13 protein-coding genes and 1 pseudogene are annotated in these 15,559 nt (G+C 74.4%); 11 read left to right on the top strand and 3 right to left on the bottom strand.

The window, feature by feature from the left end; genetic code table 11:
* Window positions 1-150: 150 nt before the first annotated feature.
* Window positions 151-1,656, top strand: coding sequence for an MDR family MFS transporter (locus I3F58_RS15185; RefSeq protein WP_240109123.1), 1,506 nt, complete (start codon window positions 151-153; stop codon window positions 1,654-1,656).
* 22 nt (window positions 1,657-1,678) lie between these two features.
* On the opposite strand, the gene I3F58_RS15180 is transcribed toward I3F58_RS15185, so the two are convergent.
* Entirely contained in the window at window positions 1,679-2,551 is an 873-nt protein-coding gene (locus I3F58_RS15180; protein WP_240109122.1) for a helix-turn-helix transcriptional regulator, read from the bottom strand.
* Between the two features lie 164 nt (window positions 2,552-2,715).
* On the opposite strand from I3F58_RS15180, the gene I3F58_RS15175 reads away from it, so the two are divergent.
* From I3F58_RS15175 to I3F58_RS15160, 4 genes and pseudogenes are all read left to right on the top strand, one after another.
* On the top strand, window positions 2,716-3,504 hold the full coding sequence (locus I3F58_RS15175) for an alpha/beta fold hydrolase (protein ID WP_240109121.1): 789 nt from the start codon (window positions 2,716-2,718) through the stop codon (window positions 3,502-3,504).
* Between the two features lie 245 nt (window positions 3,505-3,749).
* Window positions 3,750-4,160: a VOC family protein gene (locus I3F58_RS15170; protein WP_240109120.1), complete on the top strand. Its 411-nt coding sequence runs from the start codon at window positions 3,750-3,752 to the stop codon at window positions 4,158-4,160.
* A 30-nt stretch (window positions 4,161-4,190) separates the two neighbouring features.
* Window positions 4,191-4,697, top strand: a complete 507-nt coding sequence (locus tag I3F58_RS15165) for a helix-turn-helix transcriptional regulator (protein ID WP_240109119.1) — start codon at window positions 4,191-4,193, stop codon at window positions 4,695-4,697.
* An 85-nt stretch (window positions 4,698-4,782) separates the two neighbouring features.
* Window positions 4,783-6,315, top strand: a pseudogene (locus I3F58_RS15160) (BTAD domain-containing putative transcriptional regulator); the annotation flags it as partial.
* A 1,743-nt stretch (window positions 6,316-8,058) separates the two neighbouring features.
* On the opposite strand, the gene I3F58_RS15155 reads toward I3F58_RS15160, so the two are convergent.
* Both I3F58_RS15155 and I3F58_RS15150 read right to left on the bottom strand, forming a co-directional pair.
* Complete coding sequence (locus I3F58_RS15155; protein ID WP_240109118.1) at window positions 8,059-8,898, bottom strand: ABC transporter permease; 840 nt, start codon at window positions 8,896-8,898, stop codon at window positions 8,059-8,061.
* A complete protein-coding gene (locus I3F58_RS15150; protein WP_240109117.1) occupies window positions 8,895-9,938 on the bottom strand; it encodes an ATP-binding cassette domain-containing protein in 1,044 nt (347 codons plus the stop codon). The genes I3F58_RS15155 and I3F58_RS15150 overlap by 4 nt, the downstream gene beginning before the upstream one ends.
* A gap of 227 nt (window positions 9,939-10,165) precedes the next feature.
* Between I3F58_RS15150 and I3F58_RS15145 the strand changes: the two genes are divergently transcribed.
* The 6 genes from I3F58_RS15145 to I3F58_RS15120 all read left to right on the top strand — a co-directional run bounded on the left by I3F58_RS15145 (window position 10,166) and on the right by I3F58_RS15120 (window position 15,549).
* Window positions 10,166-10,447 carry a hypothetical protein gene (locus I3F58_RS15145; RefSeq protein WP_240109116.1) on the top strand — a complete coding sequence of 94 codons (282 nt, stop codon included), beginning with the start codon at window positions 10,166-10,168 and terminating at the stop codon, window positions 10,445-10,447.
* 41 nt (window positions 10,448-10,488) lie between these two features.
* Complete coding sequence (locus I3F58_RS15140; RefSeq protein ID WP_240109115.1) at window positions 10,489-11,010, top strand: hypothetical protein; 522 nt, start codon at window positions 10,489-10,491, stop codon at window positions 11,008-11,010.
* Between the two features lie 105 nt (window positions 11,011-11,115).
* Entirely contained in the window at window positions 11,116-11,463 is a 348-nt protein-coding gene (locus tag I3F58_RS15135) for a hypothetical protein (protein ID WP_240109114.1), read from the top strand.
* A gap of 76 nt (window positions 11,464-11,539) precedes the next feature.
* The gene (locus I3F58_RS15130; protein WP_240109113.1) at window positions 11,540-12,436 is read left to right on the top strand and encodes a F510_1955 family glycosylhydrolase; all 897 of its coding nucleotides are present in this window, start codon (window positions 11,540-11,542) and stop codon (window positions 12,434-12,436) included.
* A gap of 87 nt (window positions 12,437-12,523) precedes the next feature.
* The gene (locus I3F58_RS15125) at window positions 12,524-15,229 is read left to right on the top strand and encodes a LuxR C-terminal-related transcriptional regulator (RefSeq protein ID WP_240109112.1); all 2,706 of its coding nucleotides are present in this window, start codon (window positions 12,524-12,526) and stop codon (window positions 15,227-15,229) included.
* 122 nt (window positions 15,230-15,351) lie between these two features.
* Entirely contained in the window at window positions 15,352-15,549 is a 198-nt protein-coding gene (locus I3F58_RS15120) for a hypothetical protein (RefSeq protein WP_240109111.1), read from the top strand.
* The last annotated feature ends 10 nt before the right edge of the window (window positions 15,550-15,559 follow it).

Raw genomic sequence — 15,559 nt, 5'->3', positions numbered from 1 at the left:
GATCTGCACAGGGATGCGAAAGACTCGCCCGTCGGCCGATGACTTCTGCCGAGCCTGCCGGTCTTCATCGGTGTCACCGCCCCCACGTCCACGCCGACGGCCCTTGGCTGCGAGGCGTCCGCGACCAGGAACCCCAGCGAGGTGCTGTCCATGTCAGCTGCGATCCAGGAACGACCGACCGTGCGGGAAGGGCGCACGCCGACGGTGGTGCGGCTGCTGGTGCTGGCCACGTTCGTGGTGATCCTCAACGAGACCATCATGATCAACGCGATCCCCCGGCTGATGGACTCGCTGGGCATCACCGAGCAGTCGGCACAGTGGGTGTCCACCGCGTTCATGCTCACCATGGCCGCGGTGATCCCGGTCACCGGCTGGTTCCTGCAGCGGGTCACCACCCGCCAGGCCTACGCGATGGCCATGGGCGTGTTCCTCGCGGGTACCGCCCTGTCCGCCGCGGCGCCGTCCTTCGAGGTGCTGCTGCTGGGCCGCATCGTGCAGGCCGCGGGCACGGCCGTGATGATGCCCCTGCTGATGACCACGCTGATGATCGTGGTGCCCGAGCAGGACCGCGGACGGGTGATGGGCAACGTCACCCTGGCGATCTCGGTGGCGCCCGCGCTCGGCCCCGCCGTGTCCGGACTGATCCTGCAGATCGGCTCCTGGCGGCTGCTGTTCGTGGTCGTCCTTCCGGTCGCGGCGCTGGTGACCGCCCTCGGGCTGCGCAAGGTGGAGAACATCGGCGAGCCGCAGGCCGGCTCCATCGACTGGCTCAGCGTCGGAGTGGCGGCGCTCGGCTTCGGCGGTCTGGTCTACGGCCTGAGCCTCTTCGGCGAGGGCGGAGGGCTCGGCACCGGCGCCGGCATCACCGCCGCCGGTGCCGCGACCATCGCGCTGTTCGTGTTCCGCCAGCTCAGGCTGCAGCGCGGCGGTGTGCCGCTGATGGACCTGCGCACGCTCCGGCACCGCGCCTACACCCTGTCCCTGGTCCTCATGTCCATCGGGTTCCTGGCGATGCTCGGGGCGATGATCCTGCTGCCGCTGTACCTGCAGAACCTGCGCGGGCTCAGCCCGCTGGAGACCGGCCTGCTGGTCATGCCGGGCGGCCTGCTCATGGGCCTGCTGGGTCCCACCGTCGGCAAGGTCTTCGACCGGTTCGGCAGCCGGCCGCTGGTGCTGCCCGGCTCGATCGCCATGGCGCTCGCCCTCGGCGGGCTCACCCAGGTCTCGATGACGATGCCGTACGGGCTGGTCCTGGCGCTGCACGCACTGCTGATGGTCGGCCTCGCGGCGACGTTCACCCCGTGTTTCACCCTCGGCATGGGCGGGCTTCCGCCGCACCTCTACTCGCACGGCAGCTCCATGCTGGGAACACTGCAACAGGTCGCCGCGGCGCTCGGGACCGCGCTCGTCGTGACCGTGATGTCCGCGCGCACCGGCCGACTGGTCGCCGACGGCTCCGCGGCCGTGCCCGCGCAGGTCAGCGGGATGAAGTGGGCGTTCACGGTCGTGGCCGTCCTCGCCGTGGCGGCGGTCCTCGTCGCGGCGGTGCTGCCGAACAGGGCCACGGGCGCCGACAGCCGGGACGGCGCCGACGCGGACGTGCCGGACGACGGGCACGCAGCCCAGGACGGGGCCGTCGCCGCCGACAGGAGCTAGCACCCGCCTTCCGCCGGACGGCTCAGGCCGTGTGGCTCCCGTCGAGGTCCTCGGTGGGGAACCGTTCGGTACCGATGACTTGGAGGAGGGCGAGGCGGCCGGCCTCGTCACCGCCCGGCGGCGGGGTGTACAGGACGAGCCGATGGTCGCCCTCGGGCGCGAGCAGCACCTGGCAGTCGAGGCTGAGGGGCCCGAGTTCGTCGTGCAGGATCCTCATCCGGGTGTGCCTGCGTACGGCGACCTCGTGCAGCTCCCACAGCTCGCGGAACTCCTCGCTGGCCGCGCGCAGCCGTTCCAGGAGCCGGGCGGCTGCGGCGTCCGTACCGCGCCGGGTCACCGCGGCCCGCAGGTCGGCCACATGGAGGCGGCTGTAGTAGTCGTGCTCCTCGGGCGGATAGGCGGCCCGGACACCGGGCTGGGTGAACCAGCGCCAGACGACGTTGCGGCCGTGCTCGGAGACCGTGCACACCCCGCTGAACAGGGCCTGCGCGATGGCGTTCTGGGCGAGGACGTCACCGAGATCGCTCAGCACCTGCGCCGGGGTGTGCGGCAACTGGTCGAGCAGGTGCAGCAGGCCGGGGCCGACGTGGCCGGTGCCGGTGTGCGACGCGGGCGGCGGATGGCCCGCCAGCAGATACAAGTGGTCCCGCTCGTCCTCGGTCAGCCGCAGGGCGCGGGCGAGCGCGGCCAGCATGGGAGCGGAGGGCTGCGGGCCGCGCGCCTGCTCCAGGCGGATGTAGTAGTCGGCCGACATCCCGGCCAGCTGGGCGACCTCCTCGCGCCGCAGCCCGGCGATCCGCCGCCGGGGACCGGGCGTCAGCCCCACGTCCTGCGGGCGCACCCGGTCCCGTCGACGGCGCAGGAAGTCAGCCAGCTCACGGCGGTTGATCGGCATGACGGCCATCCTGCACGACCCGGCGCGCCCGAACCAGGGACCGCCGGTCCCAGGGTCAGCGGGTCTCTGCCGCCCCCGGACGAGCCCCGGCAGGGTGGTGGTCACCGCAGGGCGGCCGGAGCACCGGTCCCGCCCGAACCACCGCCTCACCGAGGAGACTTGCCATGGCCACCGTCACCGCCGCCGACGCCCGGGTCCACTACGAGGTCACCGGCAGCGGCCCCGCGCTCGTCCTCGTCCACGGCACCGGATCCGCGGGCTCCGCGCTGACCTGGGGCGAGATCGCACCCCGGTTCGCCGCCTCCCGCACCGTCATCACACCCGACCTGTCCGGCACCGACCGCACCACAGACTCCGGAGGCCCGCTGACCGTCGAGGGGCTGGCCGCGCAGGTGATCGCCGTCATCGAGGACGCGGGCGCCGGCCCTGTGGACCTGCTCGGCTTCTCCATGGGCGCCCCGGTCACCGCGGCCGTGGCCGCGCTGCGGCCCGATCTCGTACGCCGTCTCGTCCTGGTCTCCGGCTGGGCGCACACCGACGGCGACGAGTACCTGCGCAACCTGTTCACGCTCTGGCGGCAGCTCGGCCGGAGCGACCCCGCCGCCTTCGGCCGCAGCGTCACCATGACGGGCTTCAGCCGTACGTTCCTCAACGCGATCGGCCGCGACCAGGTCGAGGCCCTGATCCCCAACATGCCGCCCACCGAAGGCACCCTGCGCCACGTCGACCTCGACACCCGCGTCGACATCCGCCATCTGCTGCCCCGCGTCCAGGCCCCGACCCTGGTGCTCGGCGCCACCCGGGACGCCACCGTCCCGGTGGAACACAGCCACGCCCTGGCCGCCGCGATCCCGCGGGCCGTCTCCGCCGAGATCGACGCCGGGCACGTCGTGTTCTTCGAGAAGGCCGACGAGTTCACGAAGGTCGTGGCCGACTTCCTGCACGCGTCGTGACCCGACGCGGCCGCGGTGCCGCGCCGCGTGGGCCGCGGTGCCGCGACCGGACCGGCGGGTGTGCACGGCGGGCCGCCGCAGGGCACACCCGCCCCCGCCCGTCACCCACCGGCGACAGGACGGCTCGCGGGTGCCCGCACTCCGAGAGGACCGGTGAGGCGGCCGCGCGGCCGGGGCCCGGCGCGGGGACGGATCGGTCAGGATTCGAGAAGCGGGACCGGCGGGGCGTGCCTAGCCTTCTGGTTATGGACATCACCATTCACATGAGCTTCCTGCCGCACGACGACCCGGACACGTCGCTCGCCTTCTACCGCGACGTTCTCGGCTTCGAGGTCCGCAACGACGTCGGGCAGGGCAAGATGCGCTGGATCACGGTCGGCCCGGCCGACCAGCCCGACACGTCCATCCTGCTGGCGCCCCCGGCCGCCGACCCGGGCGTCACCGAGGAGGAGCGCCGCACCATCAGCGAGATGATGGCCAAGGGCACCTACGGCTGGATCCTGCTGGCCACCAAGGATCTCGACGCCACGTTCGAGCGGGTGCAGGCCGGTGACGCCGAGGTCGTCCAGGAGCCGACCGAGCAGCCGTACGGCATCCGTGACTGCGCCTTCCGCGACCCCGCGGGCAACCTGGTCCGTATCCAGGAACTGCGCTGAACCGCACGGCCGTGCAGGGGGGAACCCGCGATGTGTGAACCCGGGTGGCACCGGGCCCGGATCGAGGCGCAGCGGCTGGCCGATCTCGCGCTGCTGCGGCGTGTCCGCGACCGGATCGACCGGGAGTACGCGCAGCCGCTGAACGTGGAGGCGCTGGCCCGCGGTGTGCACATGTCCGCCGGGCACCTCAGCCGGCAGTTCCGGGCCGCCTACGGCGAGTCGCCGTACGCGTACCTGATGACGCGTCGCATCGAGCGGGCGACGGCGCTGCTGCGGCGGGGGGACCTGTCGGTGACGGAGGTCTGCTTCGCGGTCGGCTGCGCGTCACTGGGCACGTTCACCACTCGATTCACCGAGCTGGTCGGCATGCCGCCCGGAGCCTTCCGCCGCCGCGCGGCGGCGGAGGCGTCGGCCGACGGCACTGATGCCGCGGGACACGCGGTCACCCTGGAGGGGATGCCGGCCTGCGTGGCCAAGCAGGTGACACGACCGGTCAGGAACCGGGAGGCCCCGGCCGCCGGGCGGTCCCGGGGGTGAGGGGTACGGCAGCCACGGCACGCGCACCGGACGGCGGCCCGGCGGGCGGCCGTCCGGTGCCGAGGGTCCTCGTAAGCTGAGGTGCGTGCCCCCTCTGCTCACCCTGCTCGACGGTGTGCGCTGGCGAGGAGTACCCGTGGCGGGCGACCGCGCGCGGACCCTGCTGGCGGTGCTCGCGCTGCACGGACGAGGGGGAGCCTCCGACGAGCGGCTGGTCCGGGAGCTGTGGCCGGACAGGCCACCCGCCAACCCGACGAAGGCCCTGCAGGTGGTGGTCTCGCGGACGCGGTCCGCGACCTCCGCCGACGCCGTGGTGCGGACGGTACGCGGATACCGGCTCGGGCTGCCCGACGAGCAGGTGGACGCGCTACGGCTCGGCGCGCTGGTGCGGCGTGCACGCGAGGCACTCACGGAGGGCGACGCGGCCCTCGCCCAGCGCCTGGCCGAGGCGGCGGCGGGCCTCACGGCGTCCGGCGACGGTCCTGCCGGGGCGGCGGACTTCGCAGCACCCGGCGACGGGCGAAGCGGGGCCGGTGACCCCGCCGCGGCAGCGGCCACCGGGCCGTTGGCCGAGCTGAGGGCCGAGGCCGCCGGGCGGTCGGCGGAGGCGCGCCGTCTGCTGGGCGTCGCGCGGTCCCGGGGCGGCGAGCACGCCGCCGCGCTTCCGCTGCTGGAGGAGGCCGTGGCCGCCCGGCCGCACGACGAGGACCTCCTCGCCTGCCTGTTGCGCAGCGAGGCCGCCGTACACGGGGCCGCCGCGGCACTGGAACGGTACGAGCGCTACCGCGCCGGTGTGGCCGAGCGCCTCGGGGCGGGTCCGGGGCCCGGGCTGGCCCGGGTGCACGCCGGACTGCTGGCCGCGGACCGGCCGGTCCGGGCCGGGCTGCTGTTCGACGGGTCCTCGCTGCTCGGCCGCGACGACGCCATCGGCGCGGTCCACGCCCTGCTGCAGTCCCACCGGGTGGTGTCCATCGTCGGGCCGGGCGGCCTGGGCAAGACGCGGCTGGCCCATGTCGTCGGCCGGAACGCCACGCAGCCCGTCGCCCACTTCGTCGAGCTGGTCGGCGTCTCCTCGCCGGAGGGAGTCGTCGGCGAGGTCGGCGCGGCGCTCGGGGTCCGCGACTCGGTGAGCGGGCGCCGGACTCTGACACCCCGGCAGCGCACCGACGTCCGTGCCCGCATCGCCCAGCAACTCGACCAGACGCCGTCACTGCTGATCCTGGACAACTGCGAGCACGTCATCGAGGCGGTGGCCGACCTGGTCGCGTTCCTCGCTGCGGCGACCCGCGACCTACGGGTGCTCACCACCTCCCGCGCCCCTCTGGCCATTCCGGCCGAACAGGTCTATCCCCTGGCCGAGTTGGGAGTCGAGGACGCCGTGGAGCTGTTCCGGCAGCGGGCCACCGCCGCCCGCCTCGGCGTCAGGGTCGACGAAGGGGCCGCCACCGGGATCGTCACCAGGCTCGACCGGCTGCCCCTCGCGATCGAACTGGCCGCCGCCAAGGTGCGGGTGATGTCCGTGGAGGAGCTGGAACGGCGCCTGGCCGACCGGTTCGCCCTGCTGCGCGGCGGCGACCGCAGCGCCCCCGACCGGCACCGGACGCTCCTCGCGATCATCGACTGGTCCTGGAATCTGCTGGCCGAGCCGGAGCGGCGTGCCCTGCGGTGGCTGTCGCTGTTCGGTGACGGCTTCACCCTGGCCGCGGCCGAGCGGGTGCTGGGTCCCGACGCCCTGCACGCCGTCCACGCGCTGGCCGAGCAGTCCCTGCTGAGTCTCCGGGAGACGGACCGCGGTCTGCGCTACCGGATGCTGGAGACCGTCAGGGAGTTCGGCCGGATGCGGCTGGCGGACGCGGGCGAGGAGGCGGCGGCCCGGGCCGCGCAGCGGGCCTGGGCGACGGACCACGTCCGGGAGAACTCCGCCGTGCTGTTCGGCCGTTCCCCGTTCGCGGCGGCGGACGCGCTGCGGGCCGAGGAGGGCAACCTGGCCGAGCTGCTCCGCCAGGCGCTCGCCGAACCCGACCCCGCGACAGCGGTCCGGCTGCTGGCGGGGATCGGCGCCCTGTGGTCCGTCCGCGGCGACCACGCCCGGATCATCGTCCTCAGAGAGGCGTTCACGCAGGCGGTCACCGGCTGGCGCCCGCCACCGGAACTCGAAGAGGCCACCCGGGTGGCCCTGCTGGTCACTCTCGTGCACCTGCTCACCCTCACCGACGAGCCCACCGAGGTTCTGCGCGAGCTGCTCGCCGGCCTGCCCGTCCGTGACAGCACGGACCCCCGGGTCGCGGCGATGGCAGCGGTGGTTCTCGCCTGCGGCGCCTCGGACGGCACCGGCATCCGGCGGCGGCTCGCGGAGCTGAGCCGGAGCGCCGACCCGGCCGTGTCGCTGACGGCGCTGCAGATGAGCGCCCACGTACTGGAGAACGGGGGCGACCCGGAGGGGGCAGCCGCCGCGGCCGAGCAGGCGCTGGCGCTGGTCTCCGCGGACGACGGGCCGTGGCTGGCGGCGGTCCTGCACGCCGTGCTGGCCGGACTGGCCATCCGGCTCGGTGACAGCCGCCGGGCCGTCCGTCACGCACGGGCCGCCCTTCCGGTGCTCGACCGGCTGGGGGCCGCCGACGACGCGACGCAGATGCACGCCGTCCTGCTGATCGCCGCACTAGCTGAGGGCGACCACGCCGCCGCGGAAGGCGAGCTGGCCGAGATCGCGCGGATCGGCGACGGCGGGGCGGTCCTCGGCGCGAGGGCGCTCGTCCCGCTGTGCTCCGCCGAACTCGCCCTGGCCCGCGGAGAGACCGCCGTCGGCCTGGCGGAGCACCGCCAGGCCGTCCGGCGCGCCCGTGACCTGCGCGTACCCGGGCTGCCGTGTCCCGGCTCCGAACCGTGGGTGATCAGCGCGGAGGCGCTCGCCCTGACCGCGCACGCGTACCACGCCGGAACGGCGGCGGCCCCCCGCCACGGAGGCGGGAGCCCGCGCCACGGAGACGAGGAGCTGCGGTACGGCGAGGAGCTGTACCACTTCTGCTCCACCCTGCGGATCAGCGGGATCCTGGCCCCGGACAGTCCGTTCCTCGACTACCCGGTGTGCGGGGCGATGCTCTTCGGGCTCGGCGCCTGGGCACTGCTGCGCGGCGCCACGGCCCCCCGCGACGCGGTCAGGCTGCTGGTGCTGGCCGAGCGGTTCGCGTACAACCCCACCGCGCCCACCATGGCCTTCGCGCGCATCGCCCCGTACGCCGAGGAGGCAGCGCCCGGGGCGCTCGCCGCGCTGCGCGCGGAGTACGGGGACCGGCGCGGCCCCGACCTCCTGGGCGAGGCACGGGACCGCGTCGGCAGGCTCTCCCGCGATGGTGCGGGAGCCTCACATGTGCCGCCGGTAGCCGCGTACGGACAGCGGCGCGAAGACCGCGATCACGGCCAGGCAGGCCAGCAGCGTCCACGCCACCTCCCCGCTGACGACGGCGCTGTTGGCCAGGTCGCGGGCGGCCGTGACGAGGTGTGAGACCGGGTTGACCCGCACGAACGCGGCCAGCCAGCCCGGCAGGGTCTCCACCGGCACGAAGGCGTTGGACAGGAAGGTCAGCGGGAACAGGATCATCATGGAGATGCCCTGCACGGCCTGGGCGCTCCGGGCGATCGTGCCGACCCAGGTGAACATCCAGGCCAGCGACCAGCCGGTGACGACCGCCAGCAGGATCGCGCCGAGCACGCCGAACGCTCCCCCGCCGGGCCGGTAGCCCATCAGCAGGCCCATGGCGAAGGTCAGCACCGCCGCGATCAGATAGCGCACCAGGTCGGCCACCATCGGCCCGGCGAGCGGCGCGACCCGGGCGATCGGAAGGGACTTGAACCGGTCGAAGACCCCCTTCTCCATGTCCTCGCGCAGCTGCGTCCCGGTGACCATGCACGTGGTCAGCACGGTCTGGGCGAGGATGCCGGGGATCATCAGCGGCAGATAGCTCTCCACGTCACCGGAGATGGCGCCGCCGAAGATGTACGCGAACATCGCGGTGAACAGGATGGGCTGCAGCGCCACGTCGAAGAACTGCTCGGGGTTGCGGCGCATCTTCTTCAAGGCCCGCCACGCCATGGTGAGCGTCTGGCTGACGGTCTCTCCCATGGAGACGTGCCGCCCGGCCGCCGCCACGCGGTCCGCCGCGCGGACGGTCTCGCGTGCGGGCGCGATCAGGGTGCCGGTCATCGGTTGTCCGCCTCCTCGTCGTTGTCGTCGGCGTTGTCCCTGCCGTCCCCGTCGCTCCCATGGCCGGTGAGGGCGAGGAACACCTCGTCCAGGCTGGGCTTGGCCACGCTCACCGAGGCGACCGAGACCCCGGCGGTGCGCAGCGCGATCAGCACGTCGGCGGCCAGGTCGGCCTGTTCCAGGGCGACGTTGAGGCGGCCCTGCTCCGGGCTGAGGACGGGGTCGGAGCCGAGGACCCGCCGGACGACGGCCACGGCCGCGGGCACCTCGTCCGGTGCGGAGAGCACGAGCTGCAGGGTGGAGTCGCCCACCGCCGCCTTCAGTTCGTCCGGGGTGCCCTCGGCGGCCTTGCGGCCGTGGTCGATGACCGCGATCCGGTCCGCGAGCTGGTCGGCCTCGTCGAGATACTGCGTGGTCAGCAGGACGGTGCAGCCGTCGGTGACCAGCGTGCGGATGGTCTCCCACATCTGGCCGCGGGTGCGCGGATCGAGGCCGGTGGTCGGTTCGTCGAGGAAGATCAGCGGCGGTCGGTTGATCAGGCTGGCGGCCAGGTCGAGGCGCCGCCGCATGCCGCCGGAGAACTGCGCGATCGGCTTGTCCGCGGCCTCCTCCAGGCCGAACTGTCCGAGCAGTTCGGCGGCGGTCCGCCGGGCGCGCGGCGAGGCTACCCCCTGCAGCCTTCCGAAGAGCCAGAGATTCTCGCGGGCGGTCAGGTTCTCGTCGACGGACGCGTACTGTCCGGTGAGGCCGACGAGCTGCCGGATCACGTGGGGACGGGCGGCCACGTCGACGCCGAAGACCTCGGCACGGCCTGCGTCGATCCTCAGCAGGGTCGCCAGCATCCGCAGCGTGGTGGTCTTTCCGGCGCCGTTCGGGCCGAGCACTCCGAAGACCTCACCCGGCCGTACGGCCAGGTCGATCCCGTCGACGGCACGCTGGTCACCGAAGGTCTTCACCAGCCCTTCGGCCCGTACGGCCAGGTCGGCACTCTCCGGAGGGTCCTGCCGGACCCCGATGCGGTCGAGTTCTGCGATGTTCATGGCGCCACTGTCGGCCCGCGCGGTTTCGCGGCGCCCTCACTCCGGTTTCACGCCCCCGGCGCCGGTTTCACCGCGGCGCCGCGGGCCGTGGGGCACTCCCGCGCACCGGGGGCGTACGACGGCAATCGGACGGAAAACAGTTCCCCACCATGGGGTCAAGGGCTCGGGTTCGAGGCCACGTGCGGGTACCTCTGCGCTCGGGAGCGGTTTCGGCCAAGGGGGCGAGGATGAGTGACCCGGGTGGGAACGGCATCGGCCGCGCGGCGGGCGGACGGTGCGCGGCGGCGGACGACAAGGACCCCACAGCGTGTGAAGGGCCCTTGTCGGCGGTGACGATCGTGACGGCCGACGGCGCCGAGGTCACCGGATGCGTACGGCACAGCGCACGACAGCTGGCCAGCCTTCAGGGAGCACGTCTGCATCCGATGGCGGCGCTGCTGCCGTGGGCCGTGGATGTCTACTGCCGAGCGGCCGAACTGCCGCCGTTCGCCTGGCAGATCGGCCTGTAGTACGGCTCCGGGGGCGGCCGGACCGGGCGGTGGCTCAGAGGGTGAAGCGTTCCACCCTGAGCACCCGGTTCTGGACGCCGCCGCTGCCGCCGCACCTCAGCCGCACGCGGGCGGTGACGTCCCGGGCGGTGAACTCCGGCTCGAAGCGGGCGGTCCGGATCAGGGTGTGGCTGGACCACTCCGGGTTGCCGCGCGCGGTGATGAAGCGGTGGTCGCTGCTGAGCGGCTGGGCCTGGTCGGCACCGAAGAAGACGGTCGCCTGCAGCAGGCCCTGCCCGTCGCCGTCGGTGTCCGACGACAGTGCCTCGGCGCTGGAGGCCGCCGCGAAGAGGGCCCCCTACGAGGGGGCTCCCTGCCCGAGCCGTAGGCCGATCGCGGCGCCCGGCACGTCGGTCCAGGAAGTGCTGGAGGTCTCGAAGCGGCTGGTGTCCCACACGGCGTACTGGACGTTGCGCGCCTGGTCGATGCGGAAGGACTGGTCCTGGGGCGGAGTGCTCATCTGCGTCCCGCGCTCTCTGGTCGGCCGACACCCCGGCCGGCTTCGCAGGGTGTTCGTCTGGTGACTGTCCGCGCCTGGTGCTGTCACACCGGGTCACCCTTCTTTGGCGTGCATCCGCCGACCGTGGACCCGGGGCCGTGGGCCCCGGACCGTGGGCTACGCTCCCGGCATGATTGCGGGCCGGCCGAGCGCGGGGCGTCTGCTGTGGCTGACGGCCGTGCTCTTCGCCTGCCTGTACGCGCACGGGGTGGGCACCGAGGGCACGAGCGGGCACCCCGGCCCGGCCGTGGCGGTCGCGGTGAGCGCCGGCCACGGCCACGGCCCGTCCCACCCGGCCCAGGACTGCGTACCCGGCCAGCCGCCGCACGCCCCCGCGCCGCACCCGCCCGGCGCCTGCGCCCTCCCGTACGGCCATGACGGCGCCCGGAGCGAGCCGTCGGTCCGGTCCGGCCGACACCATCCGGCCGGCCGCGCGGGCCCGGCCGCGTCCATGAAGGGCGTCGTCCTCCAGGTCTAGAGCGCCACGCTGCCCGGCCGCCCGGCCGCGCAGCCACCGGCCCTCACCACCCCGGACCACATCAGGAGAACGCACCATGCACGCGACGACGCGCACCCGGGTCGCCCTCGGCACCGCGGCCCTCGCGCTGGCCCTCACCGCCTGCTCGACCGCCGCCACCGCCCCCGCCGCCGACCGGGCCGGGGACACCACCGCCGCCGACCCGCACACAACCCCCATCAGGCATGTCCACGGCCTCGGCCTCGACCCCTCCGACCAGCGGCTCTACGTCGCCAGCCACGACGGGATCTTCACCACCGGCGAGGACGGGGCCCCCGAGCGGGTCGGGGACAGCGAGGACGACTTCATGGGCTTCGCCGTCACGGGGCCGAAGACGTTCCTCGCCAGCGGGCACTCCGCGCCCGGCAGCGGCGGGCCCGGGCACCACGGGCTGATCGAGAGCACCGACTCCGGCAGGACCTGGAAGCCCCGCTCCCTCGGCGGCGAGGCCGACTTCCACGCCCTGGAGCAGGCGCGCGGCATCCTGTACGGCTACGACAGCACGACCGGACTGCTCCGCGTCAGCGAGGACGGCGCCGCCTGGGACGACCGGGCCCGCCTCCAGGCGCTCGACATCGCCGTCGACCCGGACTCCCCGGGCACCGTGCTGGCCACCACCCCCGACGGCGTGGCGAAGAGCACCGACGGAGGCCGCACCTTCGGCTCCGGGCGGCAGCCCGCCATGGCCTTCCTGTCCTGGCCGGCCGCCGACGCCCTCTACGGCCTCGACGACTTCGGCGGCCTGCACCGCAGCACCGACGGCGGGGCCACCTGGAAGAAGGCGGGCACCGTCCCCGGCGGCCAGTCCCAGGCCCTGACAGCGGTGGACGCGCAGCACGTCCTGGCCGCCACCCAGGACGGCGTCTACGAGTCCACCGACGGCGGGGCCACCTTCGCCAGGCGCCTCCCGGTCCACGCGGGCGACGGCCACTGAGCCGTCCACGACACGACCGCGGCGGACACAACCGGGCGATATGCCCGATTTGACTCATCGGGTGGTTCTGCCACCGTGGTGAGTGCTATGCCCCACACATCTCGCGGTTCTCCGCGCGGAGGCACCGCCGGGGCCCTGACTCCGGACGGCGAGCCGGTGCTCGCCGTCCGGTTCGCCGTCCCCGGTGTGCCCGAGACGTTCGTCCACAGGCCCCGCGTGGCCGAGTGCCTGGCCCGGGCCGCGGCCGGACCGGGCCGCCTGGTGCTGGTGAACGGCCCGGCAGGGGCCGGCAAGACGCTGCTGGTCGCGGACTGGGCCGGTACGGCACCCGGTCCGCTGGTGTGGCTGACGCTGGATTCCGCGGGCAACGCCCCGGGCGTCTTCTGGGCCTACGTGCTGGAGGCGATGCGTCACCACGGACTCGCCCTGCCCGAGGGGATCGGCAGCCCCGCCCGTCCCGGCGGGGTCGACGACTCGCTGCTGGCCCGGCTCGCGGCCCACCTGAACGGCCGTACCGAACCGGTGACGCTCGTGCTCGACGAGTTCGAGCGGGTTTCCGCACCGGAGGTCGCGGAAGGGCTGCAGTTCGTGCTCCGCAACGCGGGCGCCGGGCTGCGCCTGGTCCTCGTCAGCCGCACCGAGCCGCTGCTGCCGCTGCACCGGTACCGCGCCGCCGGGCAGGTGACCGACATCCGCGCTGCCGACCTGGCGTTCCGCCCCGGGGAGACGGACGAGCTGGCGCGCAGGCACGGCCTGTCCCTGTCGGAGGAGGGTGCCCGCGCGCTGACCGAGCGGACCGGGGGGTGGGCCGCGGGTCTGCGGCTGTGCATCCTCGCGGCGCAGCACGCGGAGGACCCGGAGGGCTTCCTCAAGGAGTTCGAGACGGGGCAGAGCGCGGTCGCGGACTTCCTGCTGGCCGAGGTGCTGGAGGCGCAGCCCGCCCCGAGCCAGGACCTGCTGGTGCGGACCAGTGTCTGCGCGCGGATACACCCCGGTATGGCGAACGCCCTCACCGGACGGGACGACGCCGCGCTCATCCTCGAACAGCTGGCTCGGGCGAACGCGTTCGTCGAACCGGTCGGTCACGCGTGGTACCGGCTGCATCCGCTGTTCGCCGAGATCCTGCGCGCCCATCTGCACACCAGGCACCCGGGGCTGGAACGGGAGCTGCACGGCGTGGCCGCCCGGTGGCTGTGCGACGCCGGGCTGCTCACCGAGGCCCTGTCGCACGCCGCCGACGCGGGGGACTGGGCGTTCGCCGCGGACCGTCTGGTCGACGACCTGGCGATCGGGCAGCTCCTCACCGGGCTGGACGCGGACCGCCTCGGCGGCCTGTTCTCCCGGATGGCGCCGGACACGCCGGGGCCCGCCGCGGACCTGGTCCGCGCGGCCCGCGCACTGGCCCGGTACGACGCCGGCCAGGGCCTCCTGGACCTGGACCGGGCCGAGGCACACCTGGCCGAGGCCGGGGCGGGGGAGCTGCCCGCCGCCCGGCTGAGCTGTGCGGTGCTGCGGGTGGTGGCGGACCGCCTGCTCGGCTCGGCCGACCGGGCCGGGGCCGCCGCCCGGCTCGCGGAGGAGCTGGAGGGACAGGAGGCTCTCCGGGACCGGCTGCGGGCGCATCCGGAGGTGCGGGCGCTGAGGCTCGCCGCGCTGGGATCGGCCCAGCTGTGGGCGGGCCGCTTCGACACCGCCCGGGCGACCCTGACCGCAGTGGTGGAGGCCTCCGGCGGCCCGGCGACCGCCCTCCCCCGGCACGAAGCGCTGAGCGGGCTCGCCCTGATCGACTTCCTGCGGGGCTGGCCGGGCCGGGCCGAGACACACGCACGGCGGGCGACGGCCGAGGCCGAGCGGTCCGGCCTGCCGTCCTGCGCACGCACCCCGCTCGGTCCACAGGTCCTGGCCGCGGTCGGCATCGAGCGCGACGACCTCGCCTCCGCCCGCAGGCACCTCGACCTCACGGCTGCGCCGCCTCCCGGCTCCCGGGACCCGATCGCCGTTTCCTGGCAGGCCGTCACCCGGTCGCGCCTGCTGCTCGCGCCGGGCGACCCCGCGAAGGCCCTCCAGGCACTGCAGGTCCTCGACGCCCTCGATGCCACGGGGGACATGCCGTCCGCGGTGGTCCCCTCGGTCTGGATGGACGCGCAGGTCGCCCTGGTCGCGGCCGCCGCGCACAGGGTCCGAGGAGACCCGGAGGCGGCGGTCGCGGCACTGGCCGGACGGGAGGAGGCCGGGCCGGAGTACGCGATCGCCTCGGCGCAGGCCCGGCTCGCGGCCGGCGACGACGAGACGGCGCTCGCCCTCCTCGACGGACTGCCGGGCCTCGACGGCCGCGGACCGGCCGTCACGGTCCGGGCCCTGCTGGTGCGGGCCCAGGCCGCGCGTCTCGGGGGCGACGCGGTCACGGCCCGGCACCTCGCCACCCGTGCCCTGGCCCTCGCCCGGCCCGAGCGGCTGGCCAGGCCGTTCCTGGACGCGGGGCCGTGGCTCCGGGAACTGCTGGAGCCGCGGGCCGCCCGGGGAGGCGGGACCCGCTGGCTTCCGGCCGGACTGAGGACGGAGGGGCCCACGAGGGGCACCGGAGGGCCCGCCCCCGTGACCGAGCCGCTCAGCGACCGCGAACGCGAAGTCCTGGGCCTGCTGGCGCAGATGATGTCGACGGAGGAGATCGCCGCCGAGCTCTTCCTGTCCGTCAACACGGTCAAGACCCACTTGAGGAACATCTACGCCAAACTCGCCGCGACCCGGCGCGGTGAGGCCGTGCGCCGGGCCCGGGAACTCCGCCTGCTGTGACGCCCGCCGCCGGCGGGTGAGGAGCGGGGTCACCCCGTCCGGGTGATGCGCGGCCCCGTACGGCCGCACAGCATGGGACCACGGGGGCCCGGAGCGACCACACCGGCGAGGGGTGCGTGCTCATGGAATACGAGATCCGGGTCGAGGGGCACCTGTCGAGGACGATGACCGACGCGTTCCCGGAGCTGGAGAGCTGCGTCGTGTCCGGGCAGACCCTGTTGTTCGGCCGGGTCACCGACGAGGCGCATCTGTACGGGCTGCTCGCGAGGTTCCAGTCCCTGGGCCTGCACGTCGTGGAGATGCGCAGGACCGCTTCCTGAACCGCCCTGG

The organism is Streptomyces sp. MUM 203J, assembly GCF_022414595.1.
Lineage (GTDB): Bacteria > Actinomycetota > Actinomycetes > Streptomycetales > Streptomycetaceae > Streptomyces.
Note: the sequence above shows the minus strand (reverse complement) of the source record. Positions and strands in the feature narration are given on the sequence as shown.

Excerpts from the sequence above, each read along its gene's own strand:
- I3F58_RS15185 (WP_240109123.1), top strand. The coding sequence starts at position 151 with ATGTCAGCTGCGATCCAGGAACGACCGACCGTGCGGGAAGGGCGCACG.
- I3F58_RS15180 (WP_240109122.1), bottom strand. The coding sequence starts at position 2,551 with ATGCCGATCAACCGCCGTGAGCTGGCTGACTTCCTGCGCCGTCGACGG.
- I3F58_RS15175 (WP_240109121.1), top strand. The coding sequence starts at position 2,716 with ATGGCCACCGTCACCGCCGCCGACGCCCGGGTCCACTACGAGGTCACC.
- I3F58_RS15170 (WP_240109120.1), top strand. The coding sequence starts at position 3,750 with ATGGACATCACCATTCACATGAGCTTCCTGCCGCACGACGACCCGGAC.
- I3F58_RS15165 (WP_240109119.1), top strand. The coding sequence starts at position 4,191 with ATGTGTGAACCCGGGTGGCACCGGGCCCGGATCGAGGCGCAGCGGCTG.
- I3F58_RS15155 (WP_240109118.1), bottom strand. The coding sequence starts at position 8,898 with ATGACCGGCACCCTGATCGCGCCCGCACGCGAGACCGTCCGCGCGGCG.
- I3F58_RS15150 (WP_240109117.1), bottom strand. The coding sequence starts at position 9,938 with ATGAACATCGCAGAACTCGACCGCATCGGGGTCCGGCAGGACCCTCCG.
- I3F58_RS15145 (WP_240109116.1), top strand. The coding sequence starts at position 10,166 with ATGAGTGACCCGGGTGGGAACGGCATCGGCCGCGCGGCGGGCGGACGG.
- I3F58_RS15135 (WP_240109114.1), top strand. The coding sequence starts at position 11,116 with ATGATTGCGGGCCGGCCGAGCGCGGGGCGTCTGCTGTGGCTGACGGCC.
- I3F58_RS15130 (WP_240109113.1), top strand. The coding sequence starts at position 11,540 with ATGCACGCGACGACGCGCACCCGGGTCGCCCTCGGCACCGCGGCCCTC.
- I3F58_RS15125 (WP_240109112.1), top strand. The coding sequence starts at position 12,524 with ATGCCCCACACATCTCGCGGTTCTCCGCGCGGAGGCACCGCCGGGGCC.
- I3F58_RS15120 (WP_240109111.1), top strand. The coding sequence starts at position 15,352 with ATGGAATACGAGATCCGGGTCGAGGGGCACCTGTCGAGGACGATGACC.